This window comes from Pedobacter sp., from assembly GCF_045627485.1.
Taxonomy (GTDB): Bacteria; Bacteroidota; Bacteroidia; order Sphingobacteriales; family Sphingobacteriaceae; genus Pedobacter.
In genome coordinates this window covers 25475-49199 of the sequence record NZ_JAZQNU010000176.1, presented here as the reverse complement: position 1 = coordinate 49199, position 23725 = coordinate 25475, and the positions used below count along the sequence as shown (strand labels likewise).

General features: G+C 45.6%; 19 protein-coding genes. 15 read left to right on the top strand and 4 right to left on the bottom strand.

All coding sequences use genetic code 11. From position 1 onward, the window contains the following. Nucleotides 1-144: 144 nt before the first annotated feature. Complete coding sequence (locus ACR2F3_RS13700) at nucleotides 145-1035, bottom strand: AraC family transcriptional regulator (RefSeq protein WP_432710542.1); 891 nt, start codon at nucleotides 1033-1035, stop codon at nucleotides 145-147. A gap of 213 nt (nucleotides 1036-1248) precedes the next feature. Here ACR2F3_RS13700 and ACR2F3_RS13695 point away from each other — a divergent pair, with 213 nt between their 5' ends. The 11 genes from ACR2F3_RS13695 to ACR2F3_RS13645 all read left to right on the top strand — a co-directional run bounded on the left by ACR2F3_RS13695 (nucleotide 1249) and on the right by ACR2F3_RS13645 (nucleotide 17070). Beyond that, nucleotides 1249-4341, top strand: a complete 3093-nt coding sequence (locus ACR2F3_RS13695; RefSeq protein WP_432710541.1) for a SusC/RagA family TonB-linked outer membrane protein — start codon at nucleotides 1249-1251, stop codon at nucleotides 4339-4341. 19 nt (nucleotides 4342-4360) lie between these two features. After that, nucleotides 4361-5998 (top strand): RagB/SusD family nutrient uptake outer membrane protein, encoded by a 1638-nt coding sequence (locus tag ACR2F3_RS13690; protein ID WP_432710540.1) that lies wholly within the window; start codon nucleotides 4361-4363, stop codon nucleotides 5996-5998. Nucleotides 5999-6037: 39 nt separating this feature from the next. After that, a complete protein-coding gene (locus tag ACR2F3_RS13685) occupies nucleotides 6038-8800 on the top strand; it encodes a hypothetical protein (RefSeq protein ID WP_432710539.1) in 2763 nt (920 codons plus the stop codon). Between the two features lie 178 nt (nucleotides 8801-8978). Beyond that, nucleotides 8979-10208 carry a GH39 family glycosyl hydrolase gene (locus ACR2F3_RS13680; protein ID WP_432710538.1) on the top strand — a complete coding sequence of 410 codons (1230 nt, stop codon included), beginning with the start codon at nucleotides 8979-8981 and terminating at the stop codon, nucleotides 10206-10208. Between the two features lie 28 nt (nucleotides 10209-10236). Next, on the top strand, nucleotides 10237-11097 hold the full coding sequence (locus tag ACR2F3_RS13675; protein ID WP_432710537.1) for an amidohydrolase family protein: 861 nt from the start codon (nucleotides 10237-10239) through the stop codon (nucleotides 11095-11097). A 68-nt stretch (nucleotides 11098-11165) separates the two neighbouring features. Beyond that, entirely contained in the window at nucleotides 11166-12092 is a 927-nt protein-coding gene (locus tag ACR2F3_RS13670) for a zinc-dependent alcohol dehydrogenase (protein ID WP_432710536.1), read from the top strand. Nucleotides 12093-12102: 10 nt separating this feature from the next. Then, the gene (locus ACR2F3_RS13665; protein ID WP_432710535.1) at nucleotides 12103-13254 is read left to right on the top strand and encodes a mandelate racemase/muconate lactonizing enzyme family protein; all 1152 of its coding nucleotides are present in this window, start codon (nucleotides 12103-12105) and stop codon (nucleotides 13252-13254) included. Continuing rightward, nucleotides 13247-14044, top strand: coding sequence for an MBL fold metallo-hydrolase (locus ACR2F3_RS13660; RefSeq protein WP_432710534.1), 798 nt, complete (start codon nucleotides 13247-13249; stop codon nucleotides 14042-14044). The genes ACR2F3_RS13665 and ACR2F3_RS13660 overlap by 8 nt, the downstream gene beginning before the upstream one ends. 12 nt (nucleotides 14045-14056) lie before the next feature. After that, nucleotides 14057-14737 (top strand): RraA family protein, encoded by a 681-nt coding sequence (locus ACR2F3_RS13655; protein ID WP_432710533.1) that lies wholly within the window; start codon nucleotides 14057-14059, stop codon nucleotides 14735-14737. Between the two features lie 9 nt (nucleotides 14738-14746). Next, a complete protein-coding gene (locus tag ACR2F3_RS13650) occupies nucleotides 14747-15454 on the top strand; it encodes a PIG-L deacetylase family protein (RefSeq protein ID WP_432710532.1) in 708 nt (235 codons plus the stop codon). An 11-nt stretch (nucleotides 15455-15465) separates the two neighbouring features. Then, complete coding sequence (locus tag ACR2F3_RS13645; RefSeq protein ID WP_432710531.1) at nucleotides 15466-17070, top strand: SLC5 family protein; 1605 nt, start codon at nucleotides 15466-15468, stop codon at nucleotides 17068-17070. 115 nt (nucleotides 17071-17185) lie between these two features. On the opposite strand, the gene ACR2F3_RS13640 is transcribed toward ACR2F3_RS13645, so the two are convergent. Then, complete coding sequence (locus ACR2F3_RS13640) at nucleotides 17186-18904, bottom strand: hypothetical protein (RefSeq protein ID WP_432710530.1); 1719 nt, start codon at nucleotides 18902-18904, stop codon at nucleotides 17186-17188. Between the two features lie 134 nt (nucleotides 18905-19038). Between ACR2F3_RS13640 and ACR2F3_RS13635 the strand changes: the two genes are divergently transcribed. The 4 genes from ACR2F3_RS13635 to ACR2F3_RS13620 all read left to right on the top strand — a co-directional run bounded on the left by ACR2F3_RS13635 (nucleotide 19039) and on the right by ACR2F3_RS13620 (nucleotide 22515). Beyond that, the gene (locus ACR2F3_RS13635; RefSeq protein ID WP_432710529.1) at nucleotides 19039-19287 is read left to right on the top strand and encodes a hypothetical protein; all 249 of its coding nucleotides are present in this window, start codon (nucleotides 19039-19041) and stop codon (nucleotides 19285-19287) included. A 44-nt stretch (nucleotides 19288-19331) separates the two neighbouring features. After that, nucleotides 19332-19769, top strand: coding sequence for an RrF2 family transcriptional regulator (locus ACR2F3_RS13630; protein ID WP_432710528.1), 438 nt, complete (start codon nucleotides 19332-19334; stop codon nucleotides 19767-19769). A 56-nt stretch (nucleotides 19770-19825) separates the two neighbouring features. Then, nucleotides 19826-21412: a S8 family peptidase gene (locus tag ACR2F3_RS13625; protein ID WP_432710527.1), complete on the top strand. Its 1587-nt coding sequence runs from the start codon at nucleotides 19826-19828 to the stop codon at nucleotides 21410-21412. Between the two features lie 173 nt (nucleotides 21413-21585). Continuing rightward, nucleotides 21586-22515 carry a PAS domain-containing protein gene (locus tag ACR2F3_RS13620; protein ID WP_432710525.1) on the top strand — a complete coding sequence of 310 codons (930 nt, stop codon included), beginning with the start codon at nucleotides 21586-21588 and terminating at the stop codon, nucleotides 22513-22515. On the opposite strand, the gene ACR2F3_RS13615 is transcribed toward ACR2F3_RS13620, so the two are convergent. Continuing rightward, entirely contained in the window at nucleotides 22512-22700 is a 189-nt protein-coding gene (locus ACR2F3_RS13615) for a hypothetical protein (RefSeq protein ID WP_432710524.1), read from the bottom strand. The two genes, ACR2F3_RS13620 and ACR2F3_RS13615, sit on opposite strands and share 4 nt — an antisense overlap. An 11-nt stretch (nucleotides 22701-22711) precedes the next feature. Then, nucleotides 22712-23722, bottom strand: a complete 1011-nt coding sequence (locus tag ACR2F3_RS13610) for an LLM class flavin-dependent oxidoreductase (RefSeq protein WP_432710523.1) — start codon at nucleotides 23720-23722, stop codon at nucleotides 22712-22714. Nucleotides 23723-23725: the final 3 nt, after the last annotated feature.

Here is a 23725-nt window from a genome sequence, read left to right as displayed (position 1 = left end):
CCATAAGGTTTTCTTGATATTATAAATGCAAAGCGCCTGGATAATCCAGGCGCTTTTGTTTTAAGCGTGCATGCTCAGGATAAAACTTATATTTGAGCGGTAAATTAAGGTTGACATATGGAATTAGGTATAATGACTTTTAACTCAGCTGGCTAGTGAAGAGTCTTCTATAAGTTTTAATGCAACGTTTTGGTAGTTAAGCCGGTACATCTTTGGCTGGCAGTTCTTGAACTTTTTAAACTGTCGGTAGAAAAAGGGCAGGCTTTCAAATCCGGATGCATAGCAGATTTCACTGACCTGCTTGTCTGTTTCAATCAGTAGCTTACAGGCGCGGTTAATCTTATACTCATTCAAGTATTCAAAGAATGGCTTTTTTAATGCTTTACTGAAAAACCTGGAGAAATAGGTTCCGCTCATGTTCAACTTCGCAGCAATATCTGCCAAGGAAATTTGATTTTGGTAGTTCTTTTCGATGTAATCGTAAACAGTATTTATGCGTTTCTTGTCAACCGCATTGAACTTGCCGGAGAAGTCATGCACACATAAAAGGCGGTAGTTTTGACCCAGCGCAATATCCTGAAGAATCTGAAACAGTACAATTAGCGTATCGAAAGCACTTGTATTTAGTAAGGCGAAGAACTTTGGCTTAAGTCTGGCTACAGTTTCACAATCCACCTTTATCCCGCTGCCCATATCAGCAAACAACCTTTTGATGGCTGCGAACTCGATGCTTTGCATGCTGGTGAGCTGCATAAATTCCTGTTTGATGAACACTACAATGGCGGTTACCGGCACATCGGAGTTGCTGGAATTATGCCAGGTATGTGGCAGGTTCGGCCCAATCAATACTAGCTCCTCATCGTTGAAGTTTTCCATAGAATTGCCCACATACCGCACACCATTTCCACTTAAGATGAAGGCGAGCTCAAGCTCCGAATGGTAATGCCATGGATAATAAAAATCCTTTGTCGTTTTTTGAAATTCAACCTTGATTAGGGTTGATTCACATGGGATTGGTTTATAATGCGGCTTCATACTATTAAATATAAAGTAAATAATCGGGCTTTAAACAATATCCAATGCGTGAAAATTAACATACCCTATAATACTGGGCTATCTCAGCTTTAAAAGTTAATAATTACAAAATAGGTTATGGAATGAACAAGATGGTTTACATATCAGCCTCATGCTTCTGATAAGTTTGTGTTGATAGCATGTTAAGACACAACACCATAATCCTGCACCGATATGAATCCACGATCATTAAAAAACTTAACCGGCAGCATCACCTTCCTGCTGGTATGCGTGTTCCACTTTGTAGCTGTAAGTGTGCACGCACAGGAGAAACTTCCAATAACCGGCAAAGTTACGGATGGCAAAGGTCCATTACCTGCCGTGTCGGTTATTGTTGATGAAACCAAACAGGGCACCATCACAGATGCCAATGGTTCATTTACCATTGCAGCTTTAAAAGGACAAACCTTAACCTTCTCTTCCATTGGCTTTACAACCCGCAAAGTTCCCGTAACGGATCAGCGTCAGTTGAACATCGTACTGGAAGAAGCGGGCAATAATATGGATGAACTGGTAGTTGTGGGTTATGGCACCAAACGGAAAACCTCGGTAACCTCAGCTATCTCCACCATGAAAGGTGAAGAAATTGCAGCTGTTCCCATTTCAAATCTGAGTAATGGTTTGGGGGGCCGCGTCTCCGGTGTGATTGTAAAGCAAGGCTCCGGGGAACCTGGACGGGATGGTTCCAACATCTTCATCCGGGGGATCTCCTCGACGGGCGCCACACAACCACTAATTATCGTAGACGGAATTCCGAGAAGTTTTCAGCAGCTCGACCCCAATACCATTGAGTCATTCTCCGTATTGAAGGATGCTGCCGCAGTAGCGCCGTATGGCGTAGCAGGAGCCAATGGCGTTATCCTGGTGACCACAAAACGAGGTAATACCGGCGCACCGACGCTGACCTATAATGGTTATGTTGGTTTTCAAAATCCAGTGGAACTGCCTGATTTCGTTAACTCTTTCCAATATGCAACCTTGCGCAATGCTGCAGCAGTAAATGAAGGCTTGCCAGAACCTTATTCAGCTATAGACTTACAGAAATTTGAGGATGGTTCTGATCCTGATGCTTATCCGACTTTTAAAAATATCTGGGGAGATATCACCAATTCAAACGCGGTGCTAACCACGCACAATCTCGAAATTTCCGGCGGCGCGGAAAAAATAAAATATTATACCGGCCTGGGATATCAGTTTCAGGAAGGCATGTGGCCAACAACCAACAACAGAAGGTTTAACCTGACTATAAACCTAGATGCACAAGTGACTTCTACCACCACCGTATCCTTTAACCTGAATGGCAGACACCAGAAAAATCTTTATCCGGCTGTTTCTACAGGAAGGATATTTGAATTGATCGGTTATCTGCATCCACTATATGGGCCATTACGTTTTAGTAACGGATTACCCGGAACTTTCCTCACCGGTAGTTTGTTTGAAGGCGGCTACCAGAAAATAAATACCACAAGTATTTACTCCCAGATTTCAGTAGAACAACAATTGCCATTTATACCCGGACTAAAAGCCAAAGGTACCATCGCCTATGATCCAACATTTACGCAGGACAAAATCTGGACGCTCCCCGTACACAAAGCCAGTCTGGACAGATCCGTTACACCAAATGTTATTGTGGATGGGATCTGGGGACAGACTAAACCGTCATTGAGCCAGAATTACTTTAACGACTACCAGCTTACCGCACAGTTTGGATTGAATTACGACAGGTCATTCGGCAAACATAATGTGAGTGTTATGGGCCTTGTAGAATCCAAAGGGAATAATGCCTTAAATCTTGGTGCAACCCGCAGAAACTATAACCTGTTTATAGATGAAATCAATCTTGGTAGTTCTAGTCAGGCTGACATGAGTACAAGAGGATCTTCCAGTGCGAGCAGGCAGCTCGGGGTAGTGTATCGTTTGGCGTATGACTACAATCGTAAATACCTGCTGGAGGCCAGTGGTCGTTATGATGGCAGTTATTTCTTTTCTCAAGAGAATAGATTCGGCTTTTTCCCGGCATTCTCTGTTGGCTGGCGCCTATCTGAGGAGGGGTTCTTGAAAGATAAAGTCTCTGTCCTCGACAATTTAAAGCTCAGAGCCTCTTACGGGGAAGTGGGCGCATTGGCCGGAAGTCCTTTTCAATTCATGAGTACTTATAATGTGCTTGGAACAAACTATGTACTTGGCAACAATGCTGTACAAGGGATTAGCGAAAGGGCGGAGTCTAACCCCAACATCACCTGGGAACGTGCGAAGAAAACAGATGTCGGTTTAGAAGTGAATCTTTGGAAGGGACTGCTGAACTTTGAGCTGGATTACTTCTTTGAAAAACGTTCCAACATGCTGGTTAACCCGGATGTTATTGTGCCTGCAGAATACGGCATTGGCCTAAGCCAGGTCAACGCAGGCATTATGCAGAACCAGGGATTTGATTTTACCGCAAGTTCCAGTTATCGCTTCTCGGATGACCTTCAGATCTCCCTGTCGGGTAATTTCACCTATGCAAAAAACAAGCTGGTGCAAATCTTTGAAGGTGCTACAACTTTTAACAATCCTAACAGGAGAATTACCGACCGACCGCTTGGTACCATGTTCGGTTTTAAATCGCTCGGTTACTTCCAGCAAGATGACTTCGAAAGTGATGGTGCCTTGAAGTCTGGCATTGCTGTACAGCCATGGGGCGCAGTACAACCAGGTGATATTCGTTATGAGGATATGAATAAGGACGGGATTATCAACGATGATGATCTAACCGTGATCGGAGATCCCTCTGCGGCACCGCGCATCATCTATGGCTTCTCGCCTGGCATAAGATATAAAGCGCTTGCATTGGATGTATTATTCCAGGGTGCCGCAAAGACCAACTGGTATTATCACGGATCGTCCATACAGCCATTCTGGGATACCATGTTGCCATATGTTCAGAACTTTGATTACTGGACACCGGATAATCCCAATGCCGCGAACCCAAGGTTGACCTCTTCGCCAACGGTCAATAACTCGCAGCGCTCGTCTTTCTATGTCGGTGATGCCAGCTACCTGCGACTGAAAAGTGCGGTATTTTCTTTCAATGTACCGTCAAGGGTTATGAGTAGGCTGAAGATGCAGAGTGCCAGGATTTTTCTTTCCGGCCAGAACCTGCTGACCTGGACAAAGTTGATGAATTATGATCCGGAAATTGGTCAAAATAACTCTTGGATTCCAGATGGCAGCTGGGGCTATCCAAACCAGCGCACCTACTCGATCGGTACTAATATTACTTTCTAATCCTGATAAATAAACTCCAATGAAAAAGCAATTTAACTTCGCTAAAGGTGTGATGATCCTTTTCATCCTCACAACCACTTTGTTTTCATGTAAGAAATATCTGGATGTAGCACCGGTAGATCAGGTTTCTGACGAAGCCTTATGGTCCAGTGATAGCAATGCAGACCTGTTTTTAAATAACATTTATGCGGCTGTTCCTACGCTGGACACGGGCGATCCCTGGGAAAACTTCTCTGACAACTCCATCAACGGTCAGGCTGGCCGTGTGAGCACCAATATTTATGGTCCATCGATCTACACATCAAGTAATGCACCGAGCTTATGGGGTTATTACTCGAACATTAGGAAATGTAACGTTTTTATTCAAAAAGTCGGTGCCTCATCTTTATCCGAGACCTGGAAAAAAACACGACTTGCGGAAGCCAGATTTCTGCGTGCTTACTTCTACTCCCTGCTGTGGACCTATTATGGTGGTGTGCCCATTATCACTGACATCTTAAATTATAATGAGCAAGGTGATGAAGTTTTCAGGCCGCGTGCCACGACCGAAGAAACCTATACTTTCATCAGCTCAGAGTGTGCAGCGATAGAATCAGACCTTCCGGTGGTTGCGGAATCAGGCCGTGCGAGTAAAGGGGCTGCCTTAACCTTAAAGGCTGCAGTAGATCTTTTCGCGGCCAGTGCATTACTGAATCCGACAAACGAAAAGAAGAAATGGGAAATGGCAGCAGAAACCTTTAAAAGGGTGATGGACCTGAATGCTTACAGCCTCTTTCCAGACTACAATACACTCTTTTTTGAAGAGAACAACAATAATGTGGAGGTGATCTTTAGCCGCCAGCATCTGGGTGGAACTGGATTAGCGAATTTCCGGGATGGTCATACCGGCCCTCGCTTTGTAAGAGGCGCGCTCACTGGATGGGGACACATAAATCCAACACAGGACCTGGTAGATGAATATGCCATGGCAAACGGTCTTCCAATTACTAATCCAACTTCAGGCTATAATCCACAGCGACCATATGAAAACCGCGAGCGCAGATTTTATCAGTCCATCGTGTATGATGGATCCGAATGGCTGGGTGATGTGATGATCATGAAACAAGGGGTGAATAGCATGAATGCAACGGATCTTAACAACAGTAGCATATCGACTAGAACGGGGTATTATTACCGTAAAGGCATCAATCCGAAATATGCTAGTGCACAAACTAATCAGAATAGTGCCAACTGGATCATCTTCAGATATGCAGAAGTGCTATTGGGTTATGCAGAAGCACGCAATGAAGCTACTGGTCCGGATGCCTCCGTATATCAGGCTATAAACCAGATTCGTGCAAGAGCCGGAATACCAGCACTGCAGGAGGGCCTAAATCAGGATCAGCTTCGAACGGCCATCCACCGTGAAAGAAGGGTGGAGCTTGCCTTTGAAGAAAAACGATTGCCAGATCTGTTACGCCTGCGTTTGGCAGAGGTTAACCTTAACCGTCCGCTTCGGGCTATTAAGATTGATCTAGTCGGTAGTTCGCCTAATTATCAGATTGTACCGGCTGCAGGTGGCAACAGGAAGTTTCAGGCAAATAAAAATTATGTGCTGCCGATCCCGCAATCTGCTATCGACAAAAACAGTCAGCTGACCCAAAATCCGAACTACTAATCCGCGGCACTATCGCATTCGCTATTAGCATTGAAGCTTATGAAAAGTATCCACTCCATAACATTTTTTCTGGTGTTCCTGATCACAGTCCCTTGCCTGGGTACTTTCAAGAAGGTAGACGAACACCATAATACAGCACGTACCAGCTTGAAGATCACCTTTGGCCTTGTAGATCCTGAACGCAGTAAAACGGTGGTGACAGCGATGACCGGCTCTGCGGGGATAGAAATCAACGTACTTGCTGGCGGAAAGCCTGGAGAGATAACCGCCAATGTGAGTTGGCCACAACCTACTGATGCCTTACGCAAATTGGCACAGCATAAGGATTCTTATACCGTTTCCACTGACGGCATCTGGGGCTATCTGTTGGATCACGGCGCCCCGGGCCAGGTCAGACGCCTAAAAGATGACCAGTGGAACGTGCCTGATGCGGCTATCCTGACGGTTTATTTAAAGGAAGATAGCACAGCGGGATTCTCTATTGCCCTGCAGCAACTGATCAAACATGGCGCGATGTGGCTGCCTGAGCATGACGCCTATATTACGCTTGCAGATCGTCCGGTAGCATTTAAAGAACACCATGCAGGACTACAAGGCAAACGGGTGCTTGACCGCGTCGCAGAGTCCCCTGAAGCCTCACTTGAGGCTTTCAAAGGCAGTTGGGTGGACTTCGGTAACCCCAATAAATGGAATGCCTCCTGGCAAACCAAGTATATGGGAACCGAAGGTCACCTGACAGTTACCGCCGCTGCACATGGTTCAATATACAAATTCGCCATCGATCGTTGGGCTAATGTCCGGCCTGACTTCGCTTCGCCACAAAAGTTCAGGCTTGATATTCAATGGCCACAAAGTTCATGGGAACGACAAAGGATCGAAGATGGCCTTCCACTGATTATCACCGATTTGAAGAAAGGAAACCAGCAGTGTCAAATTGAGCAGTTTGCAGTTCTACTTACACCGCCGCCTGCTAATGGGGATGGGCGTGTAGAATCCGTTTTGTTGTCGAAATTGAAGTTCAGCGAAGGACCGCAGGAATTCATGGTAACGCTGAACAGCGAATCTATGAACACGAAGCTGGCGCTGATGAAGATCAGAAAAAGCTGGGCAGTGGTGGATAAACAAACGAACAACATTTGGCTGCTTTTTGAAAGTGCCATGCCCCTGCATCCGAAACTTGTTAAAGTCTCCAAAGCCGGTAAAGGTGAACAGGTTGCACTTACTTTAAGCGCCAATATTAAAAAGGGTACAGCCGGTGAAATCATTTTGAAGCTGCCTGCACCGGTGCTTAAAGCAAACAGGTTGCGGGAACTGGTGGAGCTTAAATATGCCGCGGCAAAAGAAGAGACCATAGCTTACTGGCAAAACTGGCTGGACGGTGGGGCTTTCTTTGAGGTGCCTGAGCCGGAAGTCAACGCCCTCTTCAGGGCAAGTCTATGGCATTCTTTAATCCTTCCCAGACATAAAGTTGAAGCAGATACTGAACTGATCATGGATCTGCCTTACGCAAATACGGCTTATGGTCAGGAGAAAGCAGACTGGCCGGTAAACCAGGCGGTGTATGTGGACTATATGATTTATGGTATGCGGGGTTATGATGCGGTCGCTGCGAATGAACTTGCAAGCATGTTTAAGACACAGCAACAGGCAGATGGCCGGATTGGAGGCTTTGCCAACTGGACGGTTTATTCCCCAGCACAGCTTTATACCATTGCACAAAATTACCTGCTTAGTGGAAACCAGGCTTCGTTCGAACGTTTGCTTCCGGATGCCATAAAGACTCTTGATTACTGCATGAATCAAATCAGGAAAGCGAAGACAAATGCAACGGGCACAGGTTTGGTGCTCGGTCCGTTAAACGACCTTACGCACGCGGAAAGAGAATGGGCATTTACACAGGCTTACTTTGTAGCCGGCCTGGAGCTTTTCGGAAAATCGCTTCAGAAACATCAACATCCAAGGGCATCGGAAACAATCACCATCGCCGCACAGCTAAAGCAGGATGTCGTGAACACATTTTCTAAAAGCAGTGTACAATCGCCAGTGGTACAATTGGAAGATGGCACCTGGATCAACTATGTACCGACCGACGCCATGACCCCAAGGAGGATGATGGAACAGTGGTATCCCACGGATGTAGATTGTGGTCCATTGCATCTTTCCCGACTGGGGGTGCTGGAACCCCACAGCTGGCTGACTACAGCCATGTTGCACGACCATGAAGATAATCTGTTCCTGGGTAATCTGGGTGCAGCAAATGAGCCTGTATATGTGCAACAGGGCAATACCTACTTACATCGGGACGAGCCAAAGAGTGCTATCCGCTCATTTTACAGCTTAATGGCTTGTGGCTTTTCACATGATCAGCTCACTTCTCTTGAACATCGCTGGGCTTGGGGCCAATATTTTGGTCCCCCTTGTACAGACGGTGCATGGTTCGAACTCTATAGAAGGATGCTGTTGAATGAAATTGGAATGGATACGCTGATGATTGGTCAGGCAATACCTCGGAAATGGTTGCAGGGTGACAAGGGTATCACCGTGAAAAATGCTCCTACGTATTTCGGCCCGCTTTCTTTCACCATCCAGCCGAAAGTCGCAAAAAATGAAATTCAAACACTGCTTAACCTATCTGGCAGCACTATGCCAAAGACACTAATCGTACGGCTGCGCCATCCGGAGGAGAAACCCTTACGGTCGGTGACGGTCAATGGTAAAACATGGGATTTTGATCAACAGAAAGAACAACTTGTAATAAATGCCCCTGCTGAGACCAGCTATGAAATTTCTGCAACCTACTAGAAAGTAATATATTAATAACATGATGAGACTCAACAACTTCCTTTTACACTTTTTCGCGCTGTTCCCGCTGCTTTCTATTGCGCAATCGACCACGGTAAACGTGAAATTCGACACAAACCTCGGCCCCATGAAGATGGAACAAATGGCACTCGGTCAGGGCGGCCTGTCTGAAGAACCCATGCTAGCCGGCAGAATATCAGAAATTAAGATATTGAAACCGGGCATTATCCGCTTGTTTGTCAGTGAATATTACGATGTGCTTTCCGCCGATGGCAAAAAGTACAATTTTGAGACGCTCGACAAGATGGTTGATGATATCAGGAAGACCGGAGCTAAACCATTTATGAGCTTCTGTCTGAAACCTAAATTCTTCTACCCGGTGATTGATCAGGACATCGTAGAGCCAAACGACTACAAAAAGTGGGAGCGGTTTGTATATAATGTTGTAAAACATTACAAAGACCGGAATTCTGGTATTGTACATTGGGAAGTGGGCAACGAGGTTGATATTGGCGAAGATGGCGGAACACCTTATCGTTTTAAACCCGAAGCCTACGCCACCTATTATAAACACACGGTCGCAGCAATACGCAAAGCGGATCCTGAAGCGAAGGTGGGCGGACCTGCATTGTCCTGGTACAAGTCGCCGATTTTACCTGAATTGCTGCGCAGAAGTTCAGCCGAGAAACTACCGCTGGATTTTGTATCGTTCCATACATACCACAATAGCCCAACAGCCATTCGCGAGCAGATCCGCTATGTTAAAGCGCTCATTGCTGAATATCCCTCTCTTAGACCTGAAACCATTATCAATGAATGGAACATGGATTTGTTTAATCCGCCACTTGATCCCCGGTTTCAACCTTGTTACGTCGCCGAAAGCATTTGGCAAATGAAAGATGCTGGTCTGGACTGGTCGGCTTATTACCAGATCAGGGATTGGTATGTATCCTATGACACCTTTGAGAAAGTATTCTCCAAAAAAGGGGCCGCCTTTATGACGCGATGGTGGAATCGACAAGCGCAATTCAGCGGCCTTATTGACTATCAGAATCAACTGCGGCCTGCATATTTCACCTTTAAGCTCTTGTCGAGAATGGCCGGGAATAAAATGGAAATGAATTCTTCGGACGACAAAGTACATGGCTTTGCAACCCATGATCCGCAATTGGATATGCACAACATGATGCTCTGGAATTTTTCGGATCAGCCAAAAACAATCAGCATAAACCTGGAAAACTTCCCGAAAGATATGCGGATCCGCCACATTACGCTTGATGCCACAGGATCCGGGATGGAGGAGAACCAGCGCCTGCGTCCAGCCCCTTTTGTCAACCTGAAAAAAGGCAGCCATACCTTAACGATCAAGCTTGAGCCCTGGGCTGTGCATTACTGGTCGCTGGAATAGAATTTAAGATGAGCATAAAACGAAACACATGATAGTCGATATACATACACACGTTTTCCGCTCCGACCTGCATTTTGGCCTGAGTTTACAAGATGATTTAAAAAGATGTGGCGTTGATCCTTCAACCTGGGGGGATGTGGAGGAAAATCATCTCCGAGATACCCAGGCAGCAGATGTAGCTATTGTTTTTGGGCTTCAGGCGAATGCTTCGGGCTGGGAAATTCCTAATGAATTTGTAGCAGCACATGTTGCCAAAGCTGCCGATCGCTTGCTGTTCTTTGCAGCGATTGATCCGGCACAAACCAACGCCATGGAAGAACTCCAAAGGTGCCACCAACAGTATGGCGCTTGTGGTGTAAAGATGGCGCCTTTGTATCAGAATGTACATCCATGTGATCCAAGATGTTATGAGATCTACCGCTACTGTATGCAGCATGGCCTCCCGATATTATTTCATGCAGGAACCTCTTTTGTTAGTGGCACATTGCTAGAATATTCCCGCCCCATCCACTTTGATACGGTGGCAAATGATTTCAGAGACCTCAAGATCGTACTTGCACACTTGGGCCACCCTTGGGAGGGTGAAACCATCGCAGTGATCCGCAGAAATGCCAATGTGTATGCAGACCTCTCGGCTCTATATTACCGCCCATGGCAATTTTATAATTCGATGCGACTGCTGGAAGAATACCGTGCACATGAAAAGGTACTGTTTGGTTCAGACTTCCCATTCACCACCACTGCGGGGTCCATTAATGGCGTGCGCCAGATCAATGATGTCATTGCACAGAGTGGATTGCCTATCGTTTCCCCGGAGATTATTGATCGGATCATCAACCGGGATACCTTGAACCTTCTTGAATTAACGCATCCAAAACATTTGAAATGACAAGTGGAGCATATATGAAGGCCCTGCAACTGCGGGGCATTAATCATCTGGTACAAGTCCAGGTGCCGGTGCCAGTACCCGGGAGAGACGAGGTGTTGATCCGGACCCAGGCTGCAACAATATGCACCTCCGACTTACATGATCTGAAAAGTAATCCTTTCGGAATTAACTATCCGAGGATTATGGGGCATGAAGGTGCGGGAATTGTGGTGGAATCTGGTGCTGATGTGCATAACCTTCCACACGGCACACGTGTTGCAGCGCATCCAGTAATCCCTTGTGGTACTTGTACGGAGTGCAGGCGTGGATTGAACCACCTGTGTTCAATAATGAGCCATCTGGGTATTGATAAAGACGGTTGTTTTGCCGAGTACTTCGTGTTGAGAGCAGACCGTGTGCGAGCGATTCCGGATCAGCTGCCGTTTCCACTGGCTGCATTGCTGGAGCCGGTCGCCGTATGTTTACAAGCCTTGGCCCGCGCGGGTGACGTAAGTGGTAAAAAGGTGCTGATTGTCGGAGATGGTCCCTTTGGGAACAACATTGCGCGACTTTCCACCCGCGCAGGTGCAGCTGTCACGGTGTCGGGAAGGGAACCATTTCGTCTTTCAAAAATTCCCGGGGTAGTGGTAACCACTAATCCTCCGGCAAACGTCTCTGACATTGCCATTCTTGCTGTCAGTGCAGAAGATGCTGTAAACACCTGTTTGAATGCACTACGGCCGCGTGGCCGGATGGTTGTATTTAGTACCATTACCGGCCCCTTGAAGATTGATCTTTTTAAACTGCATGTAGCTGAACTGGAAATGGTCGGTGCATGTAATGATGAACATAAAATTGACGATGCACTAGCCTATCTCAGCGCGACGCCTGAAGCGCTTCAGGAAATTGTTACCCATCACATTCCATTTGAAAATTGGAAGGACGCCTTCAGCCTTGCTGCTAATAAGCATGATGAGGCCTTGAAAGTAGCCATTTTATTTCCCCAATTCACCTAAACCTTATTTTATGAAGATCACCAACCTTGAAGCATTTATTTTAGAATCACCCTATGAAATTAAACCACCGGAAGGCAGCGATGAAGCCAGAGGCGTAAAACACTGCCTTTTGCTGAAGGTAAGTACAGATGATGGCATTATCGGATGGTCTGACGTAGAAACTTCCCCCCATGTTGGCTTATCAGTTATCAATGCGCCTGAAAGTGGCTCAGGCGTTTTTGAAGGAATCCGTTCCTTAGTTATTGGTGAGGATCCCTTTGATGTGGAGCGGTTATGGGATAAGATCTATCGGGGTACCATCTATTATGGTCGCCGCGGTGTTGCAATGCAGGTCCTTTCAGGCTTTGATATTGCCTGCCATGACATTATTGGTAAGGCTATTAACAGACCCATTCACAAAGTACTGGGCGGAGCAAGGCGGGATAAGATCCGTGCTTATGCCTCCACACTTTTCCGTCCGACTACTGATGCCATGAAAACAGCCTGCGAATTTTACCTCAAGAGAGGTTTTACAGCAGTGAAATTTGGCTGGGGGGTGTTCGGGCAGAACCCAAAGCAGGATATTAAACTTGTCGCTGCAGCCCGTGAAGCGCTTGGCCCAGATGTAGAACTCATGATTGATGCAGGCTGGATGGTTGAACGAAGCGCCTATGATTCCATAGAATTGTGCCGTGCACTGGAACCTTATAACATCTACTGGCTTGAAGATTTTCTGTCGCCCGAAGCCTATGAAGGGTATGCAAAGACGAAGGCTGCGGGTGTGCGAACTCGCCTTGCTGCGGGAGAACAGGAAGCCACGGGCTGGGGCTTCAGGGAACTTATTCAGCGTGGCGGTATTGATGTGATACAACCTGATCTTTCCAGATGTGGCGGATTTACTCAAGCGAGAAAAATCATCTGGGAGGCGGAACATGCCGGCGTGGATGTTTGTCCGCATGCATGGCTTACAGATTTGTTAACTGCCTCAAGTTTACATCTTAATGCGGTGCTGCCAAGATCACTCTTCCTGGAGTACAATGTAAGTGAAAATCCAATGCTCCGGGAGATCATTCAAAACCCAGTGGTCATGGATGATGAAGGTTACATTGCTGTGCCGCAAGGCCCTGGGATCGGAATTGAAATCGACGAAAAGGCGCTGAAACGTTTTTGCATCAATGTCTGAGGCTGTGGAAGAGATATTAAAACACTGCCTGGATCAGGATGAGGCCGCTATCTGGTGGCTCGGACAGGCCGGTTACATCATCCGGGCTGCAGGTATTACCGTGGCACTCGATCCTTATCTTTCTGATGCTGCGGCAGCATCAGCGCCCGAATTTAAACGGTTATACCCGCCACCTTTAGCTGCAGCTGCACTCCAGGCGGATATCTATATTGTCACACATGATCACCTGGATCACCTTGACCCGGAAACTGTAGAAACCTTCAGGTTCAAACGGCAAACCCGCTTTGTTGCCCCGAGGCTTGCTGCGAGAAAGCTGCTTGCTTTAGGGATTGATCCGGAATGCCTGGTTGTTGTAAACCCCGGGGAATGCTGGCAAGCGGCGGATACTGAAATCTCAGGCATCTTCGCGCTGCCTACCGGTTCGGATGTCCTCGACACCACCGGATATCTGCTCAGGTTCTCTAATGGAAGAAGTGTTTATCATACAAGTGACACCCAGTTTCATCCCTTGGTGCTGGCTGCTGCACCGAATAATCCAGAGCTGATGCTGGTGCCCATTAACGGCAAGTGGGGTAATCCTGGGCCGGAGCAGGCCGTTGAATTTGCCGCTGCCGTTCAACCCAGGTATGCAATACCAAATCATTATGACATGATGGCCCTGAATGTTGAAAATCCTCATTCGTTTGAATGGTTCTGTACCCATCACGCGCGCCCTGTAAGCTGCGTGATCCTGGAAATCATGCAGCCTTTTGTATGGAATGCTTTATCAACCCGAATAATTATCAAGTAAAATAATTCTGCTATGGAATCAAAAACAAAACACCTATCCGATCCGGAAAAATTTGAATGGATCAAACAAAATCTCTATGTACCAATTGTCTGTGATGTACTCGATCAGTTGGGTTATAGAAATCAGGCCATGCATCAAAGACTCAGGCCATTAGATCCGGAACATTGCATGATTGTAGGCCGCGCCAGGACCTTGCGGTGGATGGAAACCGACTATATAGATGAGGAACCCTATACAATGGAAATTGAAGTGGTAGATTCTTTGAAGTCAGGTGATGTGGTGGTACACTCCACTGATTTTGCCGGCACCAATGCACCATGGGGAGAACTTATGAGTACAATTGCAAAAAGAAATGGTGCCGTGGGCTGTATTTGCGACAGTATGATCCGTGACTGTAGAAAAATCATGGTGATGCAATTCCCTATATTTCATGGCGGAATTCGTCCGCTCGACAGTCTGGGCCGTGGTAAAGTAATGGCTTATGATGTTCCTGTACGCTGTGGCGATGTTGTAGTAAACCCAGGAGAACTTGTGTTTTCGGATTATGACGGGGTAGTTGTGGTTCCGCTTGAAGTGGAAGATGAGGTGCTAAACCTCGCTTATGAAAAGGTTTTCAAAGAAGATCAATCCAGGGCGGAACTACTTAATGGAGAAACGCTGCGAAATGTATTCAATAAGTACGGCGTATTATAACTCTTTCATATGAATGTATTATGCATTACGGCCCATCCAGATGATCTGGAGATTCTTTGCGCAGGAACGGTAATTCGCTACGCAATGGATGGACATAACGTTACCGTGGCTGTCTTTACAAGTGGTAACATGGGTGATCAGGTTCTTCCACCAGAACAACTTGCAGCGATCAGGGAGGAAGAAACCAGGGCCGCACTAGATCTTATCGGAGCTAACCTGATCTGGGTTGGGGTGATGGATGAGCATGTATTTCCAGACCAGACGCAAAGACGGCTGATGATTGATGTGCTGCGACAGGCGGATCCGGACATCATTCTAACCCATTCTCCGAACGACTACCATCCCGACCATCGTTACGTGAGCCAGCTGGTGTTCGACGCGTATTTTCAGAAAGGCCTCCCACATATACCAGGGCAAAGCCAACAAGCCTGCAGATTCGGAAAGGCGCAGATCTACCACATGGATAATCTGGGGGGAATTGATTTCGCCCCACTCGAATATGTAGATATCTCTGAATCATTTGCGCTGAAAAAGCAGATGCTGGCCTGCCATAAGAGCCAGGTAACCGCCATGCAGCAGCTGGCAAATACAGATTTGTTTGAGATGATTGAAGTACAGGCACGTTTCCGTGGAATGGCTGCTGGTTGCCGCTATGCCGAAGGCTTCAGAAAGCTCGATGCTTTTCAGAGGGGATTAACCAAGCGTCTCTTACCATGATATCACCGCCTATGAATAACTTTCACCTTACCGGTTTAGATATTGCCATTATTGTTGGAGAAACTTTGCTGGTCGTGATCATAGGTTTGATCGCCGCCCGAAAGATCAAGCGGACAACTGAAGGCTATTTTCTTGCTTCAGGCAAAATGGCATGGTACCTGATCGGTGCCGCCTTTGTGGCTACCAGCGTTTCCAGTGAACAGATTGTTGGGACTATTGGCGCGGCGTATAAGGGCGGGATGGCCATTGCAAATTGGGAGTGGTGGGCCTTGCCAACGTACCTGATTATGATGGTGTTCTTTATTCCCTTATATCTTCGAAACAAGATCCTTACCGTACCTGACCTGCTTAACCGGAGATTTGGTCCAGCCTGTGGTGGGATCTACAGTGTGGTGATCTTGATTGGGTACATCTTCGTTTTCCTGCCGCCCGTAATTTATGGTGGAAGTTTGACCTTGAGTGAACTCACGGGATGGCCACAAGGTTATGTGATGGCAGGTATTGTTTTAGTAACCGCGAGCTACACCCTTTTAGGTGGTTTGAGTTCTGTGATGTGGACCGATGCTGTGCAGTGTGTGATGTTGATTGGCGGCGGTGTGGTGTTTTACTTTGTTGCCTTAAATCATATTCCGGGTGGCTGGGATGCAATGGTAAAGGCCGCTCCGGAACGCTTTCACCTGTATCAGCCGCCATCAGATACCGAAGCGCCTTTTGCCGGATTGGTACTCGCATCATTTGGTGTGTTCTTGTTTTATCAATCTTCCAATCAGGTGATGATCCAGCGCATCCTTTCTGCGCGCTCAAAATGGGATGGATATATGGGGCTTATTTTTTCTGGATTTATAAACATCATCCGACCGCTGGTTACCTGCTTGATCGGGTTGGTGGTTTATCATTGGCTGGACATCATGAAAGAGGGACCTTCACTACTTCCGGATCGTCAGGATAGCGCGTTTCCGTTAGCATTGCAGGTTTTTGCGCCCTCTGGGTTACGCGGCATTGTACTTGCTGGTTTTTTCGCTGCCGTGATGTCTACCGTGAGCGCGCTTTCCAATTCTGTCGCCACGATTTTCTCCCTTGATGTTTATAAGAAGTTCTTTCGAAAAAATGCTGTCGATAAAGAACTGATCATTACGGGGCAGCTTTCCGGCGGGGTGACCTTGCTGATTGCTTCACTCGTCGCACCTTTAGTCGGGAGCATTGGTTTATTCAAGTATTTCCAGACCGGTGTGACCTATATGGCGACGCCCTTCATATCTGTAATTCTAATTGGCATTTTTTGGCGACGTGCAAGTTACGCTGGTGCAATTACTGGCTTAATTGGTGGCGTGATCATTCAGGTCGCATTAGCAAGCTATTTAATAGTCTTTGATGTTAATCTTCATTGGTTGTACGTTGGGGCAATTGCCCAGGGCCTTACCATGTTGCTGATTGTAGTCGTTTCTCTATACACAAAACCACCGGAGCCGGTGCAAATCGAAACCTATGTTTGGAAAAGAAACTGGCTGGAAACTGACACTTCAGATGAAATCAAGCGCCCTTGGTGGCAGGGTGTGAAGCTCTGGTTTGCACTTTATGCATTAGCATGGTGTTACATCTACTGGCAATTCTGGTAGCCTAATGTTGTTTATAGTTAACGTTCCTGGCAAAGGCAGTGATTGATAAATGCTCATAGCGTTGGTAGTTGGAAGTGTTCCCAATTCTCGGTAGAGTCATGGTAATAGTAATAGACTATGGCATCCTATAGCTATAGTCTATCACTTTGTCATTGACCAATAAACGCTGGTCTTTGTGTGTGATTTTACCACCGGAGGGGATGTTGATTAATATCGCTGATTGTCTGGGGGCCATAGCCATCTTAAAGTTCTTTTTTATCCCTCTTGCGATGAATTTCTTTGTTATTACGTCATAAACATCTGTTTTTTGATTGGCCGGGGTCTTTATGCGTATTGTTTTTGTTTCCCCATAAGGGTTATAATACAAATAACTGGGGTAACTCTGATCGGCAAAGAAGTCTGTTGTGTTCAGGTTTATCTCCAGTAAGCCCTCAATCGCAGTCTCTTTCACCATACCACCAAAAATGCCCACATGCCCGCTGCCATATACACTGAACTGTGAGACCTCCGGGTTTTTTCCAGGCACCCATTTGGGGCCGTCGCCTTGGGCAACAGGCGCCTGTAATTCAGAATACAAGCTGTCGTAAGTGGATGATTTTGCGATGCCTTCATAACCAATAACACCTTTGGTAACAGCAGCTTCATCGGGCAGCGTCTGGTGCTGCCTGGGGATATACTGCGGGTAAAAGAAACGTGCTGCATTAACAGCGTTCAGCATCCATTTGCCGATAGCATTGGCATATTGTGGCTGGTATTTGAGCAAAGGCACCAATGGCCATGCCGCATCGAAAGTGTTCATTAAAAACGCGTAACCGCCATGGTCTAAGGTGCTGCCTACCGTGCCGGAGATCTCTATTCCGTTCCAGTTGCCCGTTAATACGCCCCAGCCTTCTCTGCATACGGCCGTTCCGTCAAATGTCCAGTCGAGCATTTTATGTACATCAAAACTGGTTCCCTGCTCGGCATTCATCCGTGCGGCCACATAAGCCCCAAAGGGCATCAGCAATTCATAGGTGGGGTTAATAGGTTGGCTTTCCAGGGCCTTCATCGCATTGATGGCGCCTTTTAAGTAACGTGGATCTTTGAAATGGAGGTAAGCCGAATATAACACATAAGCATGTCCGGCAGCAGCATCTGGTTGTGGACAGATGTTATTGGTCATAGGCGTCATTTGACTGTAGTCGAAATAGGAGTAAGTATAATTCCTGTTTAGTACAGAGTCGGCACGGTAAAACTGATTTGCTATGGTCCTGGCCATGCGCTCAAACTCCGGTTCATCTGGGTAAAGGTCGAAAATTGCATAAAATAGTACGTTAGGATAAACATCATACCACCAGTCGCGGCCATAACCACCACCTAACAGGGCCACTTCAGGTGCTGTATTGTTCATCATAATGTTCCAGCCGTTGTCGCTGTTAAAGTAATTTCGCAGCATGCCCACATAGTTAAAAGTGCTGTTCTTTTGTTTGTCAATACCCACCAGACTAGCGCCTAATACAGCACCCATATTAGCCAGCGCCTCGTGGAACATTCCTTTATGATTGGATGGCCCCTGGCGCACATCGCCGATTGCAGTGTAAACACCAATTACAGGTTGTTTAAAGTTTTTGCCAGTACTGTCTATCCAGACTAAGGGCCAGTAAGGTCCCTTACTGTTCAGGTTATACACTGTGCTGTCAAAATTCAAGGCCATTTCTTTCCAGTCTATAATGCGCAAGGGCTGCGGAATTTCGGCCATTTCGCCTATGCGGTTTATCGCGATCTGTTTAACCTGTGCATTCGCCAGTGAGTTGAGCAGCAGGAATAATAATAAATAGGTTAAACTACGTTTCATGATTAGCATGTTAATATTCGGCTTTTCAAGTTAATGAAAAAGCGCTGAATACCACGAAAATGTCATGTGTAAAAAGGCCCCGAACAATTTAGGCTGCATATTCGTTTAGACAGGGTATTTAATTACAATCACCCATGACTTATAAGGACTTACTTCAAAATCTCGCCGATGAGGCCTCAGATAATTATAAAGACTATTTACAGTCAAAGATTACTGCACAAGAAAACGTTGATGATGAGTTATTACCAGAAAAGACACAGCAATATAAGGATGCTGCTGAACGTTTGGAAAAGAAATTTTCGGCTGTACTGGCAACAGTTAAAAACGGTGTAGGGCTTGAGCAGCCCGTTCCTGTCGAAGATTTAAACGATTTCCTTACATAAAAGCGTTCTTTTAATCTGTAAATCTTTGTTAGCTTTGTTACAATATGTTATCGAAGAAAACAAAGTATGCCATTAAGGCACTGGTAGCGCTGGGAAAAAATGTCGAAAATCCGCCAATGCAAATTGTAAAGTTGGCAGAACAAGAGATGATTCCCAGGAAATTTTTGGAACAGATTCTTTTGGACCTGAGAAATGCCGGCTATTTATATAGTAAAAAAGGTGCCGGTGGTGGTTATAGTTTGAATAAAGAAGCTAAAGACATTTATCTGGCCGATATTCTGCGTATTACCGATGGCCCCATTGCGATGGTACCTTGTGCCAGCATCAAGTTTTATCGCAAATGTGATGAATGCCATGATGAGGTTACCTGTGGTATTCGTAAAACATTTATTGATGTAAGGGACGCCACTTTGCGGGTGCTTTCCAATACATCCATAGCTGATGTTATCGCAAGGGAAACCACACCACCATTTGAAATTTAACAGTAGGGACGGGAATGTACTCTCCAATACTCATCAAAAACACACAAAGTAAAATAATGAACATAAATTTATTAACCAAAAAAACGTATGGCATTGCCCTGTTATCGGCCTTGCCTTTTTTTGCCCTTGCTCAGAAAGACAACTGGCAAAATCTTGACCTGAAAACAGATACTGTGTTTGGGATAAGCACAGAAAAAGCTTATGCCGAGTTATTAAAAGGTAAAAAAGCAAAACCTGTTGTGGTTGGTATCATCGATAGTGGGGTGGATTTTAACCACGAAGACTTAAAAACGGTGATGTGGAAAAACGCTAAAGAGGTAGCTGGAAATAAAAAAGACGACGACAAGAACGGATACATTGATGATGTATACGGCTGGAACTACCTTGGTTCCGATAAAGGGTCGATTCACCATGAAACCCTTGAATTAACGCGAATCTTAAAGAGAGATGAAGCTAAATTCGGCCAGGCAGATGCTACTTCTGTTCCTGCTGCCGACCTTCCGGCATTTGAGAATTATCAAAAAATGCGTGCTGAATATGAATCTAAGCTGGCGGAGGCTAAAAGCGCACTGGTAAGTATTGAAGGATTTAAAAGTGTGATTGATGCGGTGGTTACCAAAATAGGTAAAGAAGATCCTACACTAGCAGATTTCGAAGCTTTTAAACCAGCAAATGAAATGGAAGGTCGTGTGAAAGACATCATGTTGACGCAATTAAAAACACAAACTTTCAAAGAATTTTATAACGATCAGATTTTAAAAGGTCTTGAGTATTATACTGGTCAGGTAAATTATAACCTGAACATGGATTACGATCCGAGAGCAGAACTGCAGGTTGATAATTATGCCGACAGCAGAGAGCGCATTTATGGTAATAATGATGTGATCGGTGCAGACGCAAGTCATGGTACCCACGTGTCAGGTATCGTAGCCGCCATTAGAGATAACGATCTTGGAATCAAAGGTGTTGCCGACCAGGCCATCATATTACCGGTAAGGGCGGTGCCTGACGGTGATGAACGCGATAAGGATGTGGCGAATGCCATTCGTTATGCAGTTGATAACGGCGCGAAAGTAATAAACATGAGCTTTGGTAAAGGTTATTCATGGGATAAAAAAGTAGTTGATGAGGCCGTGAAATATGCCATGTCTAAAGACGTATTGATCGTTCAGGCTGCTGGAAATGACAATAAAAACCTCGATGTAGAAAAAAGCTTCCCTGACCGCAGGTATGAAGGTGGCGGCATTGCTGACGCCTACCTGGTAGTGGGTGCTTCAGGTTTTAATGACGATGAAACCTTAAAAGCAAGTTTCTCAAATTATGGTAAAACCACCGTTGATGTATTTGCCCCTGGTGTAAACATAAACTCTACAATCCCGGGTTCAAAATATGCTAAATTCAACGGTACAAGTATGGCTGCTCCTGTTGTTGCTGGTCTTGCTACCTTAATCCGTTCTTACTATCCAAAACTATCTGCTAAGGAAGTAAAAGATATCATTATGAAATCTGTAGTAAAGGTTGATCATAATGTGAACGTTAAAGAAGGAGAAGAAACTAAATCTGTTCCTTTCGCTGACCTAAGCGTTACTGGTGGAATTGTTAATGCTTACAATGCATTAAAGCTTGCCGGAGAAAAGAAATAAGTTAATCTTAAAATCATTCAAGGGGCCGTTCATGTTAGACTGGTCCCTTTTTTTGTGCTTATCAACTGATAAAGACGCGCTATGAGAACACAGTATGGCCTCACAATGATTACACATGCGTATTATCAGGGTTTTTTTAGTATCATTACAACAATTCTAACCTTTAAAAGCCGATGCCAACAGCACATTTTGATCTCTTTCAGTTGTCTCCACTTCCGATGTGGATCTTTGATGTCAATACGTTTGCATTTCTAGCCGTTAACACCGCTGCCGTCCATTTTTATGGTTACGATCAGGAAACTTTCCTGCGAATGTCCCTCCATGATATTGAGGGGCCGAATGTGTCAACTAAATTAGAAAAAGTAATTAAGCAGCATCGAAAACAATGTGGTGATGTGGTTTACACCCATGTTATTCCCAAGCCACTCAGGTACATGGATCGCGACGCCAAACTGGTAGTTATTTACGATTATACCGATAGCCTGAAGAACGAGCGCAGGCTGGAGGAAAGCGCCCAGCGCTTCAATACCGTTTCCAAGGCTACAAGCGACACAATTTGGGACTACCGTATTGGTTCTCAGGAAATTGTGTGGAACAGGGGTATAAAAGGCGTGTTTGGGCATAAAAACATCACCGGTGATACAACCACATTTGAATGGTGGAATGAGCAGGTTCATCCCGATGACCGGCAAAGGGTGGTCGAAAAGAAATTGAAGTACCAGCTAGATGGAACCAACAGGTGGCAGGATGAATACCGCTTTCGTTGTGGCGATGGCACTTACCGCTATGTTTGCGACAGGGGTTTTATAGTTCACGACGAACAAGGTACACCTGTGCGCATTATTGGCGCCATGGAAGATATTACCAAGAGAAAGGAATATATTCAGGCCATTGAAGACCAGAATAAAAAGTTTAAAGAAATCGCCTGGATACAGTCGCATATGGTGCGCGCACCCTTAGCACGAATCTTAGGTCTGGTAGACCTGATTCGCCTGAACTCTCCAGACGATGATTATGAAATTATGCTTGATTACCTCAGCAGCTCAGCAAAAGAACTGGATGCAGTGATTATAAACATTGCAGATAAATCGCCAGTTTATTAAACCTGTACCTGTTCGAACTTCTTAAAATCCCATGTATTTTTATTGTTTCTACCATACCAAACTTTAAAACTCTGGTTAGGCGGCACAGTGAAATGGAACGAAAGTTCGGCTTCCGCAGAGTCTTTGGGTAAAAAGCCTGGTAACAGGGTGTCGGCTATCATTTTTACTTGTTCTTCTTTTAACATTTTTGGGAGGATTAAATTCCTTTGAATAGTTCTGCTACAATTTCATATGAACGTAACTTTGCCGGATGATCATAAATATGAGCCGTTACCATTATTTCATCTACCTGTGTTTGGTCAAGGAAATCCTGCAGTTCAGTTTTTAATGTTTCTTTGCTTCCAACAAAAGTGCAGGCCAGCATCTGATTCACCTGTTCTTCTTCGTAGTCGTTCAGCACATCTTCCAAACGCGCAGCAGGAGGTTGCAGAAGTTCTCTTTTACCACTAATTACGCCTTTAAACATTCGGTATAGTGATGTCACCAGTTTCTGAGCTTCCGCATCAGTATCTGCAGCTACAACATTTATACAGGATATCACATAAGGTTTATCCAGGTAATCTGAAGGCTTGAAATTATCTCTGTATAGTTTAATGGCTGTTAAAAATTGTGCAGGTGCGAAGTGACTGGCAAAAGCGTAAGGTAAGCCTAAAGCGGCTGCCAAACGGGCACTATCAGTGCTGGAGCCTAATATCCAGATAGGGATATCTAATCCTTCACCTGGGATAGCACGCACACTACTTCTGCTGTTATCTGCCGACAAATATGCCTGTAATTTTAAAACGTCCTGTGGAAAGTTCTGTGCCGCAATCATACGCTGCTCGCCACGAATGGCCATGGCAGTAAGCTGATCGGTACCTGGTGCCCGGCCAAGGCCAAGGTCTATACGGTCAGGAAATAAGGATGCCAGGGTACCAAACTGTTCAGCTATAATTAAAGGGGAATGGTTAGGCAACATAATGCCTCCCGATCCAACCCTAATGGTTTTTGTGCCTCCTGCAATATGGCCAATCACTACAGCAGTTGCAGAACTGGCCACACTTGGCATATTATGATGCTCAGCAAGCCAATAACGGGTATAACCCCATTTTTCAGCATGTTGTGCCAAATCCAGGCTTGTTTTAAATGTATATGCAGGTGTTTTACCTTCGATCACTGTTGCCAGGTCAAGGACAGAATATGGTGTATTGTTAAGTAGTTTCTTCATAAG